General features: G+C 54.9%; 15 protein-coding genes. 14 read left to right on the forward strand and 1 reads right to left on the reverse strand.

Translation table 11 applies throughout. From position 1 onward, the window contains the following. Positions 1–196: 196 nt before the first annotated feature. On the reverse strand, positions 197–1,336 hold the full coding sequence (gene queG, locus EE896_RS02560) for a tRNA epoxyqueuosine(34) reductase QueG (RefSeq protein WP_140916435.1): 1,140 nt from the start codon (positions 1,334–1,336) through the stop codon (positions 197–199). Here queG and nnr point away from each other — a divergent pair. The 14 genes from nnr (at position 1,335) to rlmB (ending at position 17,782) form a co-directional block, all read left to right on the forward strand. After that, a complete protein-coding gene (gene nnr / locus EE896_RS02565) occupies positions 1,335–2,855 on the forward strand; it encodes a bifunctional ADP-dependent NAD(P)H-hydrate dehydratase/NAD(P)H-hydrate epimerase (protein WP_140916436.1) in 1,521 nt (506 codons plus the stop codon). The genes queG and nnr overlap by 2 nt on opposite strands. After that, positions 2,852–3,328, forward strand: coding sequence for a tRNA (adenosine(37)-N6)-threonylcarbamoyltransferase complex ATPase subunit type 1 TsaE (tsaE, locus tag EE896_RS02570; RefSeq protein ID WP_008925801.1), 477 nt, complete (start codon positions 2,852–2,854; stop codon positions 3,326–3,328). The genes nnr and tsaE overlap by 4 nt, the downstream gene beginning before the upstream one ends. Beyond that, entirely contained in the window at positions 3,325–4,995 is a 1,671-nt protein-coding gene (amiB, locus tag EE896_RS02575) for an N-acetylmuramoyl-L-alanine amidase AmiB (protein WP_003855309.1), read from the forward strand. Before tsaE ends, amiB begins: the two co-directional genes overlap by 4 nt. A 46-nt stretch (positions 4,996–5,041) precedes the next feature. Further along, positions 5,042–6,907, forward strand: a complete 1,866-nt coding sequence (mutL, locus tag EE896_RS02580) for a DNA mismatch repair endonuclease MutL (protein ID WP_153574533.1) — start codon at positions 5,042–5,044, stop codon at positions 6,905–6,907. Continuing rightward, positions 6,900–7,850 carry a tRNA (adenosine(37)-N6)-dimethylallyltransferase MiaA gene (gene miaA, locus EE896_RS02585; RefSeq protein WP_033743148.1) on the forward strand — a complete coding sequence of 317 codons (951 nt, stop codon included), beginning with the start codon at positions 6,900–6,902 and terminating at the stop codon, positions 7,848–7,850. Before mutL ends, miaA begins: the two co-directional genes overlap by 8 nt. 103 nt (positions 7,851–7,953) lie before the next feature. Next, positions 7,954–8,268: an RNA chaperone Hfq gene (gene hfq, locus EE896_RS02590; protein WP_003855314.1), complete on the forward strand. Its 315-nt coding sequence runs from the start codon at positions 7,954–7,956 to the stop codon at positions 8,266–8,268. 71 nt (positions 8,269–8,339) lie between these two features. Then, entirely contained in the window at positions 8,340–9,620 is a 1,281-nt protein-coding gene (gene hflX / locus EE896_RS02595; protein ID WP_003855317.1) for a ribosome rescue GTPase HflX, read from the forward strand. A gap of 224 nt (positions 9,621–9,844) precedes the next feature. Beyond that, positions 9,845–11,083, forward strand: a complete 1,239-nt coding sequence (gene hflK, locus EE896_RS02600; protein ID WP_008925797.1) for an FtsH protease activity modulator HflK — start codon at positions 9,845–9,847, stop codon at positions 11,081–11,083. Positions 11,084–11,086: 3 nt separating this feature from the next. After that, positions 11,087–12,091, forward strand: a complete 1,005-nt coding sequence (hflC, locus tag EE896_RS02605; protein ID WP_003855319.1) for a protease modulator HflC — start codon at positions 11,087–11,089, stop codon at positions 12,089–12,091. Between the two features lie 56 nt (positions 12,092–12,147). Continuing rightward, entirely contained in the window at positions 12,148–12,348 is a 201-nt protein-coding gene (locus EE896_RS02610; protein WP_033743145.1) for a DUF2065 domain-containing protein, read from the forward strand. A gap of 164 nt (positions 12,349–12,512) precedes the next feature. Next, the gene (locus EE896_RS02615) at positions 12,513–13,811 is read left to right on the forward strand and encodes an adenylosuccinate synthase (protein WP_008925795.1); all 1,299 of its coding nucleotides are present in this window, start codon (positions 12,513–12,515) and stop codon (positions 13,809–13,811) included. 218 nt (positions 13,812–14,029) lie between these two features. Beyond that, the gene (gene nsrR, locus EE896_RS02620; protein WP_003855325.1) at positions 14,030–14,473 is read left to right on the forward strand and encodes a nitric oxide-sensing transcriptional repressor NsrR; all 444 of its coding nucleotides are present in this window, start codon (positions 14,030–14,032) and stop codon (positions 14,471–14,473) included. A 16-nt stretch (positions 14,474–14,489) separates the two neighbouring features. After that, complete coding sequence (gene rnr, locus EE896_RS02625) at positions 14,490–16,979, forward strand: ribonuclease R (RefSeq protein ID WP_003855326.1); 2,490 nt, start codon at positions 14,490–14,492, stop codon at positions 16,977–16,979. Between the two features lie 68 nt (positions 16,980–17,047). Then, a complete protein-coding gene (gene rlmB, locus EE896_RS02630; protein ID WP_003855328.1) occupies positions 17,048–17,782 on the forward strand; it encodes a 23S rRNA (guanosine(2251)-2'-O)-methyltransferase RlmB in 735 nt (244 codons plus the stop codon). Positions 17,783–17,957: the final 175 nt, after the last annotated feature.

Here is a 17,957-nt window from a genome sequence, read left to right on the forward strand (position 1 = left end):
TTGTGCTTTAACCGAAGCGATAGCCTCATTATCAAATAAACACAACTTTTACATAAGTTATTGATATTTAGATAAATGAAGATATTTCAATGTGTTATTTCGCAGCGAAATCAGTGTTATTGCATTTGAATGACAACAGCTTTTTATTTTTATTCACAGCATGTGGAAAACGATAATTCACGATCGGGCTGTACAATCACGCATCACGCGGTAATCCCTTCTCTACTGCACGAACCAGCCGCTTCTGCTGGGCAGGCTGCACTTCAACCACGATTTGCTCGCGTTTCTGCTGCTGCTGTGCGATTGCCCACAGAATGTGTTCATCCAGGAGTTCACTCTCACCCAGTCGTTGCTCCAGAATCTGAATAATTTCGGGTGACCAGGGCGCATTGCCCAGCGCGACAGAGATGTTACGCAGCCAGCGTAAATGACCAATGCGACGAATCGCTGAGCCTTCTGTTATGCGTAAAAACTTCGCCTCATCCCACTGAAACAGATCGATCAGTTCCGGTGCATGTAACGCCGCTCGCGGTGAAAAATCGCTTTCGTCACTGAGTTGTCCATAGCGATTCCACGGACAGATCAGCTGGCAGTCGTCGCAGCCATAAATCCGGTTGCCCATCAGCGGACGAAACTCTTCCGGGATAGCCCCTTCCAGCTCAATGGTGAGATAGGAGATACAGCGACGGGCATCGACGACGTAAGGCTCAACGATAGCGCTGGTGGGGCAGATGGTCATGCAGGCGACACAGCGACCACACTGCTCCTCCTGCGGGGCATCTAACGGTAGCGGAATATCGATGAGCAATTCGCCGAGGAAAAACCACGAGCCCGCTTCCCGATTAAGAATCAGCGAATGTTTGCCCGTCCACCCCAGTCCTGCTTTAGCCGCCAGTGGGCGCTCAAGCAGCGGCGCCGAATCCACGAACGGTCGAAAATTCAGCTCGCCACAATGCTGCTGGATCATTTCTCCGAGCTTTTTCAGTCGATTGCGCAATACTTTGTGGTAATCACGACCGAGTGCATAACGGCTGACATAGCCCAATTGAGGATTTTTCAGCGTGCTGGCAAAGGCGGCTTTGGCCGGAAGGTAGTTCATGCGAACGCTGATGACACGCAGCGTGCCGGGTAGCAGTTCATGAGGACGCGCCCGCATCATGCCGTGTCGCGCCATCCACGCCATCTCGCCTTGATATTGTTTGTCCAGCCACGCCTGCAGGCGCGGCTCTTCTGCGCTGAGATCGGTGTCGGTGATGCCGACCTGCTGAAAGCCGAGATCCAATCCCCATTGTTTAATCTGTTGTGCGAGTTGATGAAGATCGAGAGGGTATGACATGAGTGACCAGGATTCGAAGAAAAACAGCCGTAGTTTACCATATTCTGTCTGGCCTGCGCAGGCTGTGCCAACGCTTGAGCAACAGGGCGCCGATGTACTCGGAATTACCCTGTATGAGCTCATGCTGCGAGCCGGGCAGTCTGCTTATGACCATCTGAATGCGAACTGGCCTGATTCCAGCCACTGGCTGATTCTGTGCGGTCACGGCAACAACGGTGGTGACGGTTATGTTGTGGCGCGGCTGGGGCAGGCGGCTGGGAAAACCGTTACGCTGCTGGCGTGCGAAAGTGAAAAAGCGTTGCCGGAAGAGGCGCAGCGCGCGCGGGAGGCATGGCTGGATGCGGGCGGTGAAATTCATGCGGCCGATGCCGCCTGGCCAGAGCGGGTGGATGTGATTGTTGATGCGCTGCTGGGAACCGGCTGTAATCGTGCGCCCGGGAAACCCTATGTCTCACTTATCCAGCGGGCCAACGCCCACGCTGCACCCATACTCGCCATTGATATGCCTTCCGGCTTATCCGCCCGCAACGGCACTGCACCTGGTGAGGTGATTAATGCCAGCCATACGCTGAGTATGGTCGCACTGAAACCGGGTCAGATCACCGGCAAGGCGCGAGACTACATCGGACAGCTCTGCTATGCCGATCTCGGCCTGGCCACCTTTCTGGCGGGCGAAGCGGCGCCCATCGCGCGTTATGACGCCAGTGCATTAACCCGCTGGCTAAAACCGCGTAAGCCGACCTCCCACAAGGGCAGTCATGGGCGGCTGCTGGTCGTCGGGGGCGATGCCGGTACCGCGGGCGCGGTACGAATGACCGCAGAAGCCGCGCTACGCAGCGGCAGCGGATTAGTGCGAGTACTTACTCACAAAGATAATATCATTCCGATTCTTACCGCCCGGCCCGAAGTTATGGTCGATGAGCTGACCGATGAACGGCTGACTGAGGCGCTGGAGTGGGCCGATGTTATTGCGATTGGGCCTGGTCTGGGTCAGCGTGAATGGGGCAAGCGGGCGCTGGAGCAGGTCGCGCTTAGTGAAAAGCCGATGCTTTGGGACGCGGATGCGCTTAACCTGCTGGCAATCAGTGCGGAGAAACGTCAGAATCGCATTATTACGCCGCATCCTGGAGAAGCGGCGCGTTTACTGAATATCGAGACCAGTGAAATTGAGAGTGACCGCTTACATGCAGCGCAGACATTGGCGCAGCATTATGGTGGCGTAGTGGTTCTGAAAGGTGCCGGCACGATCATTGCCAGTGAGCAGGGCGAACTGGCCTTTGCGGATGTGGGCAACGCCGGCATGGCTTCTGGTGGTATGGGCGATCTCCTGAGTGGAATTATCGCCTCGCTGGTGGGTCAGAAACTCACGCTGTTTGATGCAGCCTGCGCTGGCTGCGTGGCACATGGTGCAGCGGCCGATGCGGTGGCTGCAGAACGCGGAACACGCGGTATGCTGGCAACTGATTTACTGGATCTGCTGTGGCAATTTGTTAATCCTGAGATGAATAAAGAAGCATGAAGACCTGTGTTATTTCTTTGCCCGATGAGGCGGCTACGCTCGATTTGGGCGCTCAACTGGCGCGCGCCTGTGGCAGCGCGGCAGTCATTTATCTCTATGGCGATCTGGGGGCGGGTAAAACCACCTTCAGCCGCGGCTTTCTGCAGGCGCTGGGCCATCAGGGCAACGTCAAAAGCCCCACTTATACGTTGGTTGAGCCTTACTCGCTTAACAACCATACGCTCTATCATTTCGACCTTTATCGACTTGCCGATCCTGAAGAGCTTGAGTTCATGGGCATCCGTGACTACTTCAGTGGCGAGGCCATCTGTCTGGTGGAATGGCCGCAGCAGGGTGCCGGTTTTCTGCCCTCGCCCGACCTTACGTTAACGCTGCGCTACGTGGGCGAAGCGCGTGAGGCAGAGCTGACGGCACAGTCGGCATCGGGCCAGAAATGGCTGGAACTGTTTGATCAGAGCAGGGATAAGACATGATGTCACGGATGAAAATAGCGCTGGTAACACTGCTGCTGCTGGTCTGTACGCCTCTTTTTGCCGCTACTCTGTCAGATATCAAAGTGGCCAATGGCGACAGTCAGGCCACCATCACCCTGAACTTTGCAGGACAGCCTGCCTATGCCTTTTTCTCACTGCACAACCCGAATCGTGTGGTGCTTGATGTTAACCAAAGCGGCGTGGTTCAGGGACTGCCACTCAATTTCAGCGGCGAAAATATCGTAAAGCGGATTCGTACCAGCACCCCTAAAGATAAACAGAGTGTGCGGCTGGTGTTTGAACTGACGCAGGCGGGTAAAACCCGAGCGGTCACCCAGCGCAATGGCAATAGCTATAGCGTGGTCTTCACAATTACCGGTAAGGCGCCTGCTATTACGCGCAGTGCGCCTGCGCCGGTCACGGCCCCGAGACCTGTGCCGACACAGAGTGCCGACGCGGTTAACCCATTTAATTCCAATCCAGTGACCTCAGTGACCAGCACGGCCAGCACCGTACGTCCAGGTCGTGCGGTCAGCCAGAATGACACCGTGATTGTGGCGATTGATGCCGGACATGGCGGTCAGGATCCGGGTGCTATCGGGCAGCGCGGGTTGAAAGAGAAGAACGTCACAATCGCCATTGCCCGCAAACTGCGAGTGTTGCTAAACAATGATCCGATGTTCAAAGGCGTGCTGACGCGTGATGGCGACTATTTTATCTCGGTCATGGGCCGCTCTGATGTCGCGCGTAAAGCCAATGCCAACGTGCTGGTGTCAATTCACGCTGACGCCGCGCCGAGCCATGCGGCGACTGGCGCATCGGTCTGGGTATTATCCAACCGTCGCGCAAATAACGAGATGGCTAACTGGCTGGAGCAGAAAGAGAAACAGTCTGAGCTGCTGGGCGGCGCAGGTGACCTGCTGGCCAACAGTCAGGCCGATCCTTACCTCAGCCAGGCGGTACTGGACCTGCAGTTTGGTCACTCGCAGCGCGTGGGTTATGACATCGCCCAGAAAGTGTTACAGCAGCTACGCAGCGTAACGTCGCTGCATAAACGTCTGCCTGAGCATGCCAGCCTGGGCGTGCTGCGTTCGCCAGATATCCCTTCTTTGCTGGTGGAAACCGGCTTTATCAGTAATTCCTCGGAGGAGCGACTGCTTGGCAGTAGCGCACACCAGGATAAGATTGCGCAGTCGATCTACAGAGGTCTGCGCACTTATTTCCTGGCGCACCCGCTACAATCCATCCCAAAGGAGGAAAACCGGCCGCTGGGCTCGTCGCCAGCGGTCAGCGTAGCCAGTAATCCGGCGACCGGTGTACCGCAATACACCGGTGTGACACAGCGTCATACGGTGACGCGCGGTGAGACACTTTCCGGCATTGCCGCAAAGTATGGTGTCAGCATGGACACGCTGCGTGGGATGAACGCGCTGAAGCGTGATGTGGTGTGGGTCGGACAACGGTTAAAAGTCCCGGCCAGTGCAGTGGCCAGTCGAACTGCGCGCGCGGCACCACGCGGTGTAGTACGCCATAAAGTGGTGGTCGGTGATTCGCTGACTGGCATTGCCGCACATTACGGCGTCAGCCCGAAAGCGATAATGCAGACTAATAATCTCAAGTCGACCAACGTCATGTTGGGGCAGAACCTGAAAATTCCTGCATCCTGATTGCTTGCCCGGCCGCTGCGCCGGGCTACCAGTTAAAAGGAAAACCATGCCGATTCAAATTTTACCGCCACAACTGGCTAACCAGATTGCGGCGGGTGAAGTCGTTGAGCGTCCTGCATCGGTGGTCAAAGAGCTGGTGGAGAACAGTCTGGATGCTGGCGCTACGCGCATTGAAGTTGATATTGAAAAGGGTGGCGCAAAGCTTATCCGGATCCGTGACAACGGCTGCGGCATCGTTAAAGCTGAGCTGTCGATGGCGCTGGCCCGGCACGCTACCAGCAAAATAGCCTCACTGGATGACCTGGAAGCGATTATGAGTCTGGGCTTTCGCGGTGAAGCGCTGGCCAGCATTAGTTCGGTCTCCCGCCTGACCTTAACCTCACGTACCGCCGATCAAACTGAAGCCTGGCAGGCCTATGCGGAAGGGCGTGACATGACGGTGACAGTTAAACCGGCAGCGCATCCCTGCGGCACCACGCTGGAAGTGCTGGATCTTTTTTATAACACCCCGGCACGCCGCAAGTTTATGCGCACGGAGAAAACCGAATTCGGCCATATCGACGAAGTGATTCGTCGTATTGCGCTGGCACGTTTTGACGTGGCGATATCATTAAGTCACAACGGTAAAATGATGCGTCAGTACCGTGCTGTCAGTGAGGAGAGTCAGCGTGAACGGCGACTGGCGGCAATCTGCGGCACCACCTTTATGCAGCATGCGCTGCGAATTGACTGGCAACATGATGACCTCTCGCTGCGTGGCTGGGTCGCCGATCCCGCAGGGTCGCGACAGGTCACCGATCTGCAGTATTGCTACGTCAATGGCCGGATGATGCGCGACAAGCTGATCAATCATGCTATCCGTCAGGCATTCCAGACACAGCTTCAGGATGACCAGCAGCCCGCTTACGTGCTTTATCTGGAGATCGATCCGCATCAGGTGGATGTCAACGTTCACCCGGCCAAGCATGAAGTACGATTTCACCAGTCACGTCTGGTACATGACTTTATTTATCAGGGCGTGGTCAGCGCGCTTCAGGCGATGGCGGCACCCACCTTACCCGCGCTGCAGGCCGAAGAACCCGCGCCACGCTGGCAGCCTGAAAATCGTCAGGCGGCCGGGGGAAATCATTTTGCGCAGCCTGCAGCGTCTGCCAGTGAGACAAAACCCTCGTCCGCGCGTGAAACACCGCCTGCCTGGCAAAACAAAGAGAATGTTTATCGTCAGCGTGAAGGTGCGGTTTATCAGCAACTGCTGAAAACCCCTTCTGGCCCCCCCTCGTCCGGCACCACACCGCCGCTGAGCGCCCGCGAGCCAGCACCGCGTCCGGCCGCGAAACCCTCGCCGCTGGCCCCCCATGCCCAGAGTTTTGGCCGGGTGCTGACGATTTTGCACAATCACTTTGCGCTGCTGGAGCAGGACCAGACATTAATGCTGATGTCGCTGCCGGTTGCGGCACGCTGGCTGAAACTGGCTCAGCTGGAACCGGGTGAAGACGGGCTTAAGCCGCAGCCGCTACTGATTCCGGTCAGGCTGAAAATTGCGCTGAATGAACGACAGGCAGCAAAAGAAAACAGTAGTCTGCTCAATCAGATGGGTATCGATCTTCAGCTCGATGGTGACCACGTGACGCTGCGCGCGGTGCCTTTACCGTTACGAACACAAAATTTACAAATCTTGATTCCTGAGCTGTTAGGCTATCTCGCCCGGCAGCAGGAGAACACTGCGACGCAACTGGCCCAGTGGCTGGCGCAGCGTCAGGAAACAGCGTACTCCGACTGGAATCACTCACAGGCGATCAACCTGCTGGCAGAGCTTGAACGGCTTTGCCCACAGCTGCTGAAATCGCCGCCTTCAGGCTTATTACAGCCCATAGAGATTGAGAGCGCGGTCAACGCGTTGAAGCATGAGTGAATTAAACCAGGCTGGCCGGCCAAAGGCTATTTTTTTGATGGGACCTACAGCTTCGGGTAAGACCGCTTTAGCGATTGAGTTGCGTAAGCACTTACCCGTGGAACTTATCAGCGTTGATTCTGCCCTTATTTATCGTCAGATGGATATTGGTACGGCGAAACCGTCGGCTGAAGAGTTAGCAGTGGCGCCCCATCGTCTGCTCGACATCCGCGATCCCGCAGAAGCCTATTCGGCAGCGGAGTTCCGGCGGGATGCTTTAGCAGAAATGGCGGAAATCGTTGCAGCCGGACGAATACCGTTGCTTGTTGGTGGAACCATGCTCTACTTCAAGGCGTTACTTGAAGGATTGTCGCCGTTGCCCTCGGCCGATCCTGATGTTCGTCAGCGGATAGAGCAAACGGCGCGTGAAAAAGGCTGGGATGCTTTACACCGCCAGCTTTGTGAAATCGACCCGGTTGCCGGCAGTCGTATTCATCCGAATGATCCGCAGAGACTTTCGCGAGCACTGGAAGTTTTTTTTATTTCGGGTAAAACTTTAACGGAACTGACAAAAACATCCGGTGAAGCGTTACCCTACGACGTGCAACAGTTTGCCATCGCCCCCGCGAGCCGCGAACTGCTGCACCAGCGTATCGCGTTGCGTTTTGAGCAGATGTTAGCGTCAGGATTTGAAGCGGAGGCTCGGGCCCTGTTTGCACGAGGTGATTTGCATACGGACATGCCTTCCATTCGTTGTGTTGGCTATCGTCAGATGTGGTCTTATTTATCGGGCGAAATCGATCACAGCGAAATGGTTTATCGGGGAATTTGCGCGACCCGGCAACTTGCTAAGCGACAGATAACCTGGTTACGCGGTTGGGAAAATGTTCACTGGCTTGACAGTGACGAGCCCCGGCTGGCGCTTGATACAGTGTTACAGGTTCTTAGTGCGAAGCATGGGTGATTGTGTACAATTGATGGGTTATCGTGCGCAAATTTTTACGCAGTATTTTTCGAACCATAGGTTCTACTAGCAACAAACAACAAGCATATAAGGAAAAGATAGAATGGCTAAGGGGCAATCATTACAAGACCCGTTTTTGAACGCACTGCGTCGTGAACGTGTTCCGGTTTCGATTTATCTGGTTAACGGTATTAAGCTGCAGGGTCAGATTGAGTCATTTGATCAGTTCGTCATTTTGTTGAAAAACACGGTAAGTCAGATGGTTTATAAGCATGCCATTTCTACCGTTGTTCCTTCGCGCCCGGTTTCTCACCATAGCAATAATACCGGCGGCGGCGGCAGCAACAATTATCATCAGGGCGGCAGCAACACAACTGCGCAGCCACAGCCACAACAAGACGGTGATAGCGCAGAATAACGCGTCATCGTACAGCCAGGCACGGAAGACAAACGTTTTCCGTCCTGGTCTTTATTTAGCGAGGTTATAGCTTGTTTGACCGTTATGAAGCCGGTGAGCAGGCCGTACTGGTACACATCTGGTTCTCCCAAGACAAAGAAGTAGAAGATTTACAGGAGTTTGAAACCCTGGTTTCTTCTGCTGGCGTTGAGGCGCTGCAAGTGGTTACTGGCAGCCGTAAAGCGCCGCACCCCAAGTATTTTGTCGGTGAAGGAAAGGCCGTTGAAATTGCCGATGCGGTAAAAACAACTGGAGCATCGGTCGTGTTATTCGATCATGCCCTCACGCCCGCTCAGGAAAGAAACCTCGAGCGCCTGTGCGAATGCCGCGTCATAGATCGCACTGGTTTAATTCTGGATATCTTCGCCCAGCGTGCACGTACCCACGAAGGTAAATTGCAGGTTGAGCTGGCACAGTTACGCCATCTTGCGACACGTCTGGTACGTGGCTGGACTCACCTTGAACGCCAGAAAGGCGGGATCGGTTTGCGTGGTCCGGGTGAAACACAGTTAGAAACAGACCGACGACTGCTGCGCGGACGAATCAGTCAGATTTTGTCTCGTCTTGAGCGGGTTGAAAAACAGCGTGAGCAGGGACGTCAGTCTCGTGCCAAAGCGGATGTGCCAACGGTTTCGCTGGTGGGTTATACCAACGCCGGCAAGTCGACCCTCTTTAACGCCATGACTTCTGCCAACGTCTTTGCCGCAGACCAGCTGTTTGCGACCCTTGATCCCACACTGCGCCGCCTGAATGTTGCCGATGTCGGAGATGTGGTGCTGGCAGACACGGTCGGCTTTATTCGCCATCTTCCTCACGATCTGGTTGCCGCTTTTAAAGCCACACTGCAGGAGACGCGTCAGGCGACGCTGTTAATGCACGTGATTGATGGCGCGGACCTGCGCGTGACAGAAAATATCGCCGCTGTTGATGCCGTACTGGAAGAGATTGAAGCGGATGAAATCCCGACGTTACTGGTAATGAATAAAATCGATATGCTTGACGGTTTTGAACCGCGTATCGATCGTAACGAAGAGAATCTGCCCATTCGCGTCTGGCTCTCCGCTCAGACCGGTGTGGGTATTCCGCTGCTATGGCAGGCGCTCTCTGAACGTCTGGCGGGTGAAATTGCCCAGCATGCGTTACGTCTGCCACCGGAAGCGGGGCGACTTCGTAGCCGTTTCTATCAGTTGCAGGCGATTGAGAAAGAGTGGAATGAAGAAGACGGCAGTGTAGGATTGCAGATACGTATGCCCATCATTGAATGGATGCGTTTATGTAAGCAGGAACCGTCGCTGACCAGTTACATCGTTTGATATTGCCCGACGCACTTACCTCAAAATTGAAGATTGTCGCATTTTCGTTGCAGGCCAGATACGCAGGATTTACCCGGGTATTTCGGATTTCAGCAAGGCGGCAACTGAGTGAATCCCTGGGTGCTTACTGCTGTAAGTGACCGGGGTGAGCGAAGGCAGCCAACATCGCTGCAATCCGAAAGATGAAGGGTAAAAACCGTAATTACAATAAATGGAGTAGAGACATGGCGTGGAATCAGCCCGGAAATAACGGACAGGACCGCGACCCGTGGGGAAGCAGCAATAATCAAGGCGGCAACTCTGGGGGAAATAAGGGAGGACGGGAATCCGGGCCTCCTGATCTGGATGATATCTTCCGTAAGCTGAGCAAGAAGCTTGGTGGACTGGGCGGTGGCAAACAGAGCGACAACGGTCAACGCGGCTCCGGCAGCGGTGGCAAAATTGTTGGCATCGTGGCTGTTGCTGCTGTAGTCATCTGGGCTGCAAGCGGTTTCTACACCATCAAAGAAGCGGAGCGTGGCGTAGTGACGCGTTTCGGTAAGTTCAGTCACCTGGTCGAACCCGGCCTGAACTGGAAACCTACATTCATTGATCAGGTTCGTGCGGTTAACGTTGAATCAGTACGTGAACTGGCGGCTTCAGGTGTCATGCTGACTTCGGACGAGAACGTTGTGCGTGTCGAAATGAACGTGCAGTACCGCGTGACCGATCCGGAACGTTATCTTTATGCAGTCACCAGCGCGGACGACAGCCTGCGTCAGGCAACTGACAGCGCGCTGCGCGGCGTGATTGGTCGTTCCACCATGGACCGCATTCTGACTGAAGGCCGTACCGTGGTGCGTAGCGAAACCCAGCGTGAAATCGATGAGACGATTCGCCCTTACAACATGGGCGTCGCGGTTGTGGACGTTAACTTCCAGGCTGCCCGTCCGCCGGAAGAAGTGAAGTCTGCCTTTGATGACGCGATTGCGGCACGCGAAAACCGTGAGCAGTACGTCCGTGAAGCAGAAGCTTACGCCAACGAAGTTCAGCCTCGAGCTAACGGCCGTGCGCAACGTATTCTGGAAGAGGCGCGTGCATACAAAGAGCGTACCGTTCTGGAAGCCCAGGGTGAAGTGGCGCGATTCGCCAAAATTCTGCCGGAATATAAAGCCGCGCCTGAAATCACCAAAGAGCGTCTTTATATCGAGACGATGGAACGTGTGCTGAGCCATACCCGCAAAGTCCTGGTTAACGATCGGGGTAATAACCTGATGGTGCTGCCGCTGGATCAACTGATGCGTGGCACCCAGGCTGCACCGGGCCAGAGCGGTCAGAAGGGCAGTAACAGTTCTTCGCTGCCGGCTATCTCCGATCGCGGCGCCAGCCGCAATGACACGTCGTCATACAGTCCGGACAACATCATGGATCAGCGTCGGGCCAATGCTCAGCGCAGCGACAGCCAGCGCGAAGGGAGAGAGTAATCGATGCGTAAGCCAATAGTATTTTTGATCATTGTCGTGCTGGTGGCGCTCTATGCGTCGCTGTTTGTGGTGCAGGAAGGGGAGCGAGGCATTGTTCTGCGCTTCGGCAAAGTCCTGCGCGATGGTGAAAACAAACCGCAGGTGTTTGCGCCGGGCCTGCATTTCAAGATCCCATTCCTGGAAACGGTTAAAACGCTGGATGCGCGCATTCAGACCATGGATAACCAGGCCGATCGCTTCGTCACTAAAGAGAAGAAAGATCTGATCGTCGACTCTTACATCAAGTGGCGTATTAGCGACTTCAGTCGCTACTACCTGGCTACCGGCGGCGGCGATGTCTCTCAGGCGGAAGTGCTGCTGAAACGTAAGTTCAGTGACCGCTTGCGTTCTGAAATGGGCCGTCTGGATGTGAAAGATATCGTAACGGACTCTCGTGGTCGCCTGACGACGGATGTGCGTGACGCGCTGAACACCGGTTCTGCTGGCAGCGATGATGAAATCGCAACGCCTGCGGCCGATGACGCTATTGCCAGTGCAGCGGCTCGTGTAGAGCGTGAAACCAACAGCAGCGAGCCGGCGCCCAATCCGAACAGTATGGCGGCATTAGGTATTCAGGTGATGGATGTGCGCATCAAGCAGATCAACCTGCCGACTGAGGTTTCCGATGCGATCTTCAACCGTATGCGTGCCGAGCGTGAAGCGGTAGCGCGTAGCCAGCGTTCGCAGGGTCAGGAAGAGGCTGAAAAACTGCGTGCTCAGGCCGATTATCAGGTGACACGTACTCTGGCTGAAGCCCAGCGTGAAGCGCTGATTACACGTGGTGATGGTGATGCGGAAACGGCGCGGTTGTTTGCCGATGCGTTCAGCAAAGATCCTGACTTCTACGCTTTCATTCGTAGCCTGCGCGCCTATGAAAACAGCTTCAGTGAAAATCAGGATGTGATGGTGTTAAGTCCGGATAGCGACTTCTTCCGATATATGAAGGCGCCCTCTAACGCGACACGTTAAGAACTGATATAACCTGTAGGCCGACAATGTTGTCGGCCTTTTTTTTGGGTATCAGAATGAAAACGAGCATCTGGATGGCACTGGCGCTGGTATTAGTGCTGGAAGGGTTGGGACCGATGTTTATGCCACGCGCCTGGCGACGCATGATCCTGACGATGAGCCGTTTACCCGATCGCCTGCTGCACCGATTTGGTGGTGGACTGGTGGTGGCTGGCATGGTGATCTATTGCATGCTGAGTCTGCACGGCAACCTGTAAACCGGGAGAAGATCGGCTAAATTGTGCCTCTTTGCGCCGTTATCCCCAATATGTTGTAGTGATCAAAACGCAGGCAAAAAAGCGCGCAATCGTATGCTAAAAGTGCTGAAAAGCATAGGATCAGATGGTAGAATCCTTTTTTAAGCAATCGGTGATTTTGAGAAATGGGTAAGAACGTCGTCGTACTGGGCACCCAATGGGGTGACGAAGGTAAAGGTAAGATTGTAGACCTTCTGACTGAGCGCGCGAATTACGTTGTGCGTTATCAAGGCGGCCACAATGCGGGCCACACGCTTGTCATCAACGGTGAAAAAACCGTCCTCCACCTGATCCCTTCTGGCATTCTGCGCGATAACGTGACCAGCATCATTGGTAACGGCGTAGTGCTCTCTCCTGAAGCCTTAATGAAAGAGATGAAAGGCCTGGAAGCGCGCGGAATTCCGGTACGCGAGCGTCTGCTGATTTCTGAAGCCTGTCCGCTGATCCTGCAATATCATGTTGCGATGGATATGGCGCGTGAACGTGCCCGTGGTGCCAAAGCGATTGGTACGACTGGCCGTGGCATCGGTCCTGCTTATGAAGATAAAGTTGCCCGTCGTGCACTGCGCGTCAGCGACCTGTTTAATAAAGAAACATTTGCCGCCAAACTGAAAGAAGTCGTCGATTTCTACAACTTCCAGCTGGTGGAGTATTACAAAGAGCCGGCAGTCGACTTCGATAAAGTGCTGAGCGATGTGATGGAAGTCGCTGACATCCTGACTGGCATGGTGGTTGACGTCTCTGAACTGCTGGATGTCGCGCGTAAGCGTGGCGATCTGATTATGTTTGAAGGTGCGCAGGGTACGCTGCTGGATATCGATCACGGGACTTATCCGTACGTGACCTCATCCAACACGACCGCAGGTGGTGTTGCAACCGGTTCAGGCATTGGTCCGCGTTATGTCGACTACGTTCTGGGTATTGTGAAAGCTTACTCAACCCGCGTTGGTGCAGGCCCGTTCCCGACCGAACTGTTCGACGAAACCGGCGAATTCCTCTGTGCGCAGGGTAATGAGTTTGGTGCGACCACCGGCCGCCGCCGCCGTACCGGCTGGCTGGATGCAGTAGCGGTTCGCCGCGCGGTTCAGATCAACTCCCTGTCAGGTTTCTGCATGACCAAGCTGGACGTGCTGGATGGCCTGAAAGAGGTGAAAATCTGTGTGGCTTACCGTATGCCTGATGGTCGCGAAGTGACCACCACGCCACTGGCGGCAGAGAACTGGGAAGGCATTGAGCCGGTTTACGAGACCCTGCCAGGCTGGAGCGAGACAACGTTTGGCGTGAAGACGCTGGAAGGTTTGCCTCAGGCCGCGCGTGATTACATCAAGCGTGTTGAAGAGGTAACAGGTGTGCCGATTGATATCATCTCAACCGGTCCCGATCGTAGTGAAACGATGATTCTGCGCGACCCGTTTGACGCATAATCATTCAGGCCGGACACTGTCCGGCCCTTGTTTTTCCACTCTCAGATGCCACTTAATCTCCCTTCGCTTGTCAAACCTTGTGCTGGCTTAAAAAAACGCACGGCTGATCAGACTCTGGTTTATCATCGTAGTTAATCGAATGGCGATCCGATTCAATCCTGACATCAATCGTAAGGCGAATAACCTAATGCCACGCCTGAAGGTTCACCGAGGTTACTGTGCAGCTCACGAGTTTTACTGATTATGGCTTACGCGCCCTGATTTATCTGGCATCGTTGCCAGAAGGTCAGCAGACCAATATTACGGAAGTGACAAACACCTATGGTTTGTCCCGCAATCATATGGTCAAAATCATCAATCAGCTGAGCCGGGCGGGCTATGTCGCCGCCACGCGTGGTAAAAACGGCGGCATTCGTTTGGGTATGCCAGCGCGCCAGATTGTCATTGGCGACGTGGTACGTAAGATGGAGCCACTACAACTGGTTGACTGCGCCTCCTGTTCCATCACGCCAGCCTGTCGTCTGAAGCAGGCATTACATGATGCAGTGCAGCGATTTTTGCAGGAGCTGGATAACTATACCCTGGCAGACCTGGTCGAAGGCAATACACCACTTTATGAGATCATCTTGTCCAGATCGCCAGTGGCAATAAATATTAAATGACATCGGAGGAACCGCTATGTCAAAAGATCCATTTCAGGATAGAGAAGCTGAAAAATACGAAAACCCTATTCCGAGCCGTGAATTTATTCTGGCTCTGCTAGAAAAACGTGAAAAACCGGCCAGCCGTGAAGAGCTGGCTGAAGAGATGAATCTGCAGGAAGAAGAGCACCTTGAGGCGCTGCGTCGCCGCCTTCGCGCTATGGAGCGTGATGGTCAGCTGGTGTTCACCCGCCGTCAGTGTTATGCCCTGCCAGAACGCCTTGATCTCCTGCGCGGTAAAGTCATTGGCCATCGTGATGGCTACGGCTTCCTGCGGGCAGAAGGCCAGAAAGATGACCTTTACCTCTCCGCAGAACAGATGAAATTCTGTATGCACGGTGACGTGATCCTGGCGCAGCCGCTGGGTGCCGATCGCAAAGGCCGCCGCGAAGCGCGTGTGGTTCGCGTGCAGGAACCCCGCAACAATCAGATCGTTGGCCGTTACTTTACCGACGCTGGCGCAGGTTTTGTGGTACCGGACGACAGTCGCCTGAGTTTTGATATTCTCATCCCGCCTGAAGAGACGATGAATGCCCGTATGGGTTCCGTGGTGGTGGTTGAGCTGGTCCAGCGTCCGAACCGTCGCAGCAAGGCGATCGGTAAAATTGCAGAGATTCTGGGCGATGATATGGGCACCAGCCTGGCCGTAGATATGGCGCTGCGTACCCATGAAATTCCGCACACCTGGCCGCCAGAAGTGGAAGCGCAGATCAGTAAGCTGAAAGAAGAAGTGCCGGAAGAGGCCAAAAAAGGCCGCGTCGATCTGCGTAAACTGCCGCTGGTCACCATCGATGGTGAAGATGCCCGTGACTTTGATGATGCTGTCTACTGTGAGAAGAAGCGCGGTGGCGGATGGCGTCTGTGGGTGGCGATTGCCGACGTGAGTTACTACGTCCGTCCTGGCACGCCACTGGATGACGAAGCGCATCAGCGCGGCACCTCAGTTTACTTCCCGTCGCAGGTTGTTCCGATGCTGCCGGAAGTGCTGTCGAATGGCTTATGTTCGCTTAACCCGCAGGTCGATCGTCTCTGTATGGTGTGCGAGATGACCATTTCGACCAAGGGCAAGCTGACAGGCTTTAAGCACTACGAAGCGGTAATGAATTCCCATGCGCGTCTGACCTATAACAAAGTCTGGAACATCCTGCAGGGCGACAAAGAGCTGCGTCAGCAGTATGCACCGCTGGTCAAAGACCTCGAAGAGCTGAATAACCTCTATCATGCGCTGGAAGCTGCCCGTGAAGAGCGTGGCGGCATCTCGTTTGAAACGGAAGAGGCGAAGTTCATCTTCAACGCCGAGCGCCGTATTGAACGTGTTGAGCGTGCATCACGTAATGACGCCCACAAACTGATTGAAGAGTGCATGATCCTGGCGAACATCGCCTCGGCACGCTTCGTTGAGAAAAATCAGGAACCGGCACTGTTCCGCGATCACGATCGCCCGACCGACGAGAGCATCAAGAGCTTCCGTACCGTGCTTAATGAGCTGGGACTGACGCTGCCTGGCGGCAATAAACCGCAGCCGGTTGATTATGCAGCGCTGCTGAAGCAGGTTGCCGATCGTCCTGATGCGGAAATGCTGCAAACCATGCTGCTGCGTTCGATGAAGCAGGCCGTTTACGATCCGGAAAACCGCGGTCACTTTGGTCTGGCACTCTCGTCCTATGCGCACTTTACTTCGCCGATTCGCCGCTACCCGGATCTGACGCTGCACCGCGCTATCAAGTATCTGCTGGCGAAAGAGCAGGGTGAAGGCAAGGGACTGGTTCAACGTGCCATCAAGTACCTGATGCCTAAAGATAAAAATGCCAAAGATCTCACTACGGCAACCGGCGGCTATCACTACGAGATGCCGGAGATGCTGCAGCTGGGTCTGCACTGCTCCCTGACCGAGCGCCGTGCGGATGAAGCGACCCGCGACGTCGCGGACTGGCTCAAGTGTGACTTTATGCAGGATCAGGTTGGCAATGTCTTCAACGGCGTCATCTCCAGCGTCACCGGATTTGGCTTCTTTGTCCGCTTAAGCGATTTGTTCATCGACGGTCTGGTGCACGTTTCAACGCTCGACAACGATTACTACCGTTTTGATCCGGTTGGTCAGCGTCTGATTGGTGAATCGGGCGGTCGCACCTATCGTCTGGGTGACACGGTTGAAGTGCGTGTTGAAGCGGTCCACATGGACGAGCGTAAAATCGACTTTGCTCTGATCTCCAGCCAGCGTCAGGTCCGTGGTGAAGGTAAAACCGCGCGTGACCGGGCAAAACGTGACGATAACGCCCCAACGAAACGCCGTCGCAATGCGAGCAAGAAGTCTAACTTCGAGCCGGATTCTGCGTTCCGGGGTGATAAAGGCAAGCCCGCCGCTGCGGATTCCGCGAATAAAAGTAAAAATGTCTCGGAAAAAACCCGTAAAATCGCCGCCGCCACCCGGGCGAAGCGCGCCAGAAAAAAGGCGCAGCCTGACTGATGCGCGCACCCGCCCTTTCTCCTGAGAAAGGGCGGTCATTTATTCATTTCCAAACACTGAGCAGATCGATGAGCGAAATTATTTTTGGTATCCATGCCGTGCAGGCGTTGCTGGAACGTGACCCACAACGTTTCCAGGAAGTCTTTATCCTCAAAGGCCGCGACGATCGTCGCCTGCAACCCGTGGTCGCCGCGCTGGAAGCTCAGGGGATTGTTATTCAGCTGGCCGAGCGCAAGTGGCTCGACAGCCAGGTTGAAGGCGGTGTGCATCAGGGTATCGTAGCCCGGGTGAAACCGGGCCGTCAGTATCAGGAAGGCGATCTGCCGGATCTGCTGCAGAGCCTGGACAAACCGTTCCTGCTGGTGCTGGACGGTGTCACCGATCCCCATAACCTGGGTGCCTGCCTGCGCAGCGCTGATGCTGCCGGTGTTCACGCCATCATCGTGCCAAAAGATCGTTCCGCTCCCCTGAACGCCACCGCCAAAAAAGTGGCCAGTGGCGCGGCAGAGAATGTGCCGTTGATCCGCGTGACCAACCTGGCGCGTACTCTGCGTCTGCTGCAGGAATATAACATCTGGGTCGTTGGCACCGCAGGTGAAGCGGACCATACCGTCTTCCAGAGCAAAATGACCGGCCCGATGGCGCTTGTGATGGGCGCAGAAGGGGAAGGCATGCGTCGTCTGACCCGTGAGCATTGCGATGAGCTGATCAGCATTCCGATGGCGGGCAGCGTTTCTTCGTTGAATGTCTCGGTCGCCACCGGCGTCTGCCTGTTTGAAGCGGTGCGTCAGCGCAACGCCTGATCCCCGATGTGATCCTCGCCACAAATTAGTTTCTGTACCAGGCATAACTGCACGTCATTCGTATATACCCAAAGAATTTCGGGTTGCATTGAGGCGGCAAGAGAACGAATCCCGATGAGCTTACATGAGTAAGTGATTCGGGTGAGTGAACGCAGCCAACAAACATGCAGCCTGA

It is taken from the genome of Pantoea eucalypti, from assembly GCF_009646115.1.
Classification (GTDB): Bacteria; Pseudomonadota; Gammaproteobacteria; order Enterobacterales; family Enterobacteriaceae; genus Pantoea; species Pantoea eucalypti.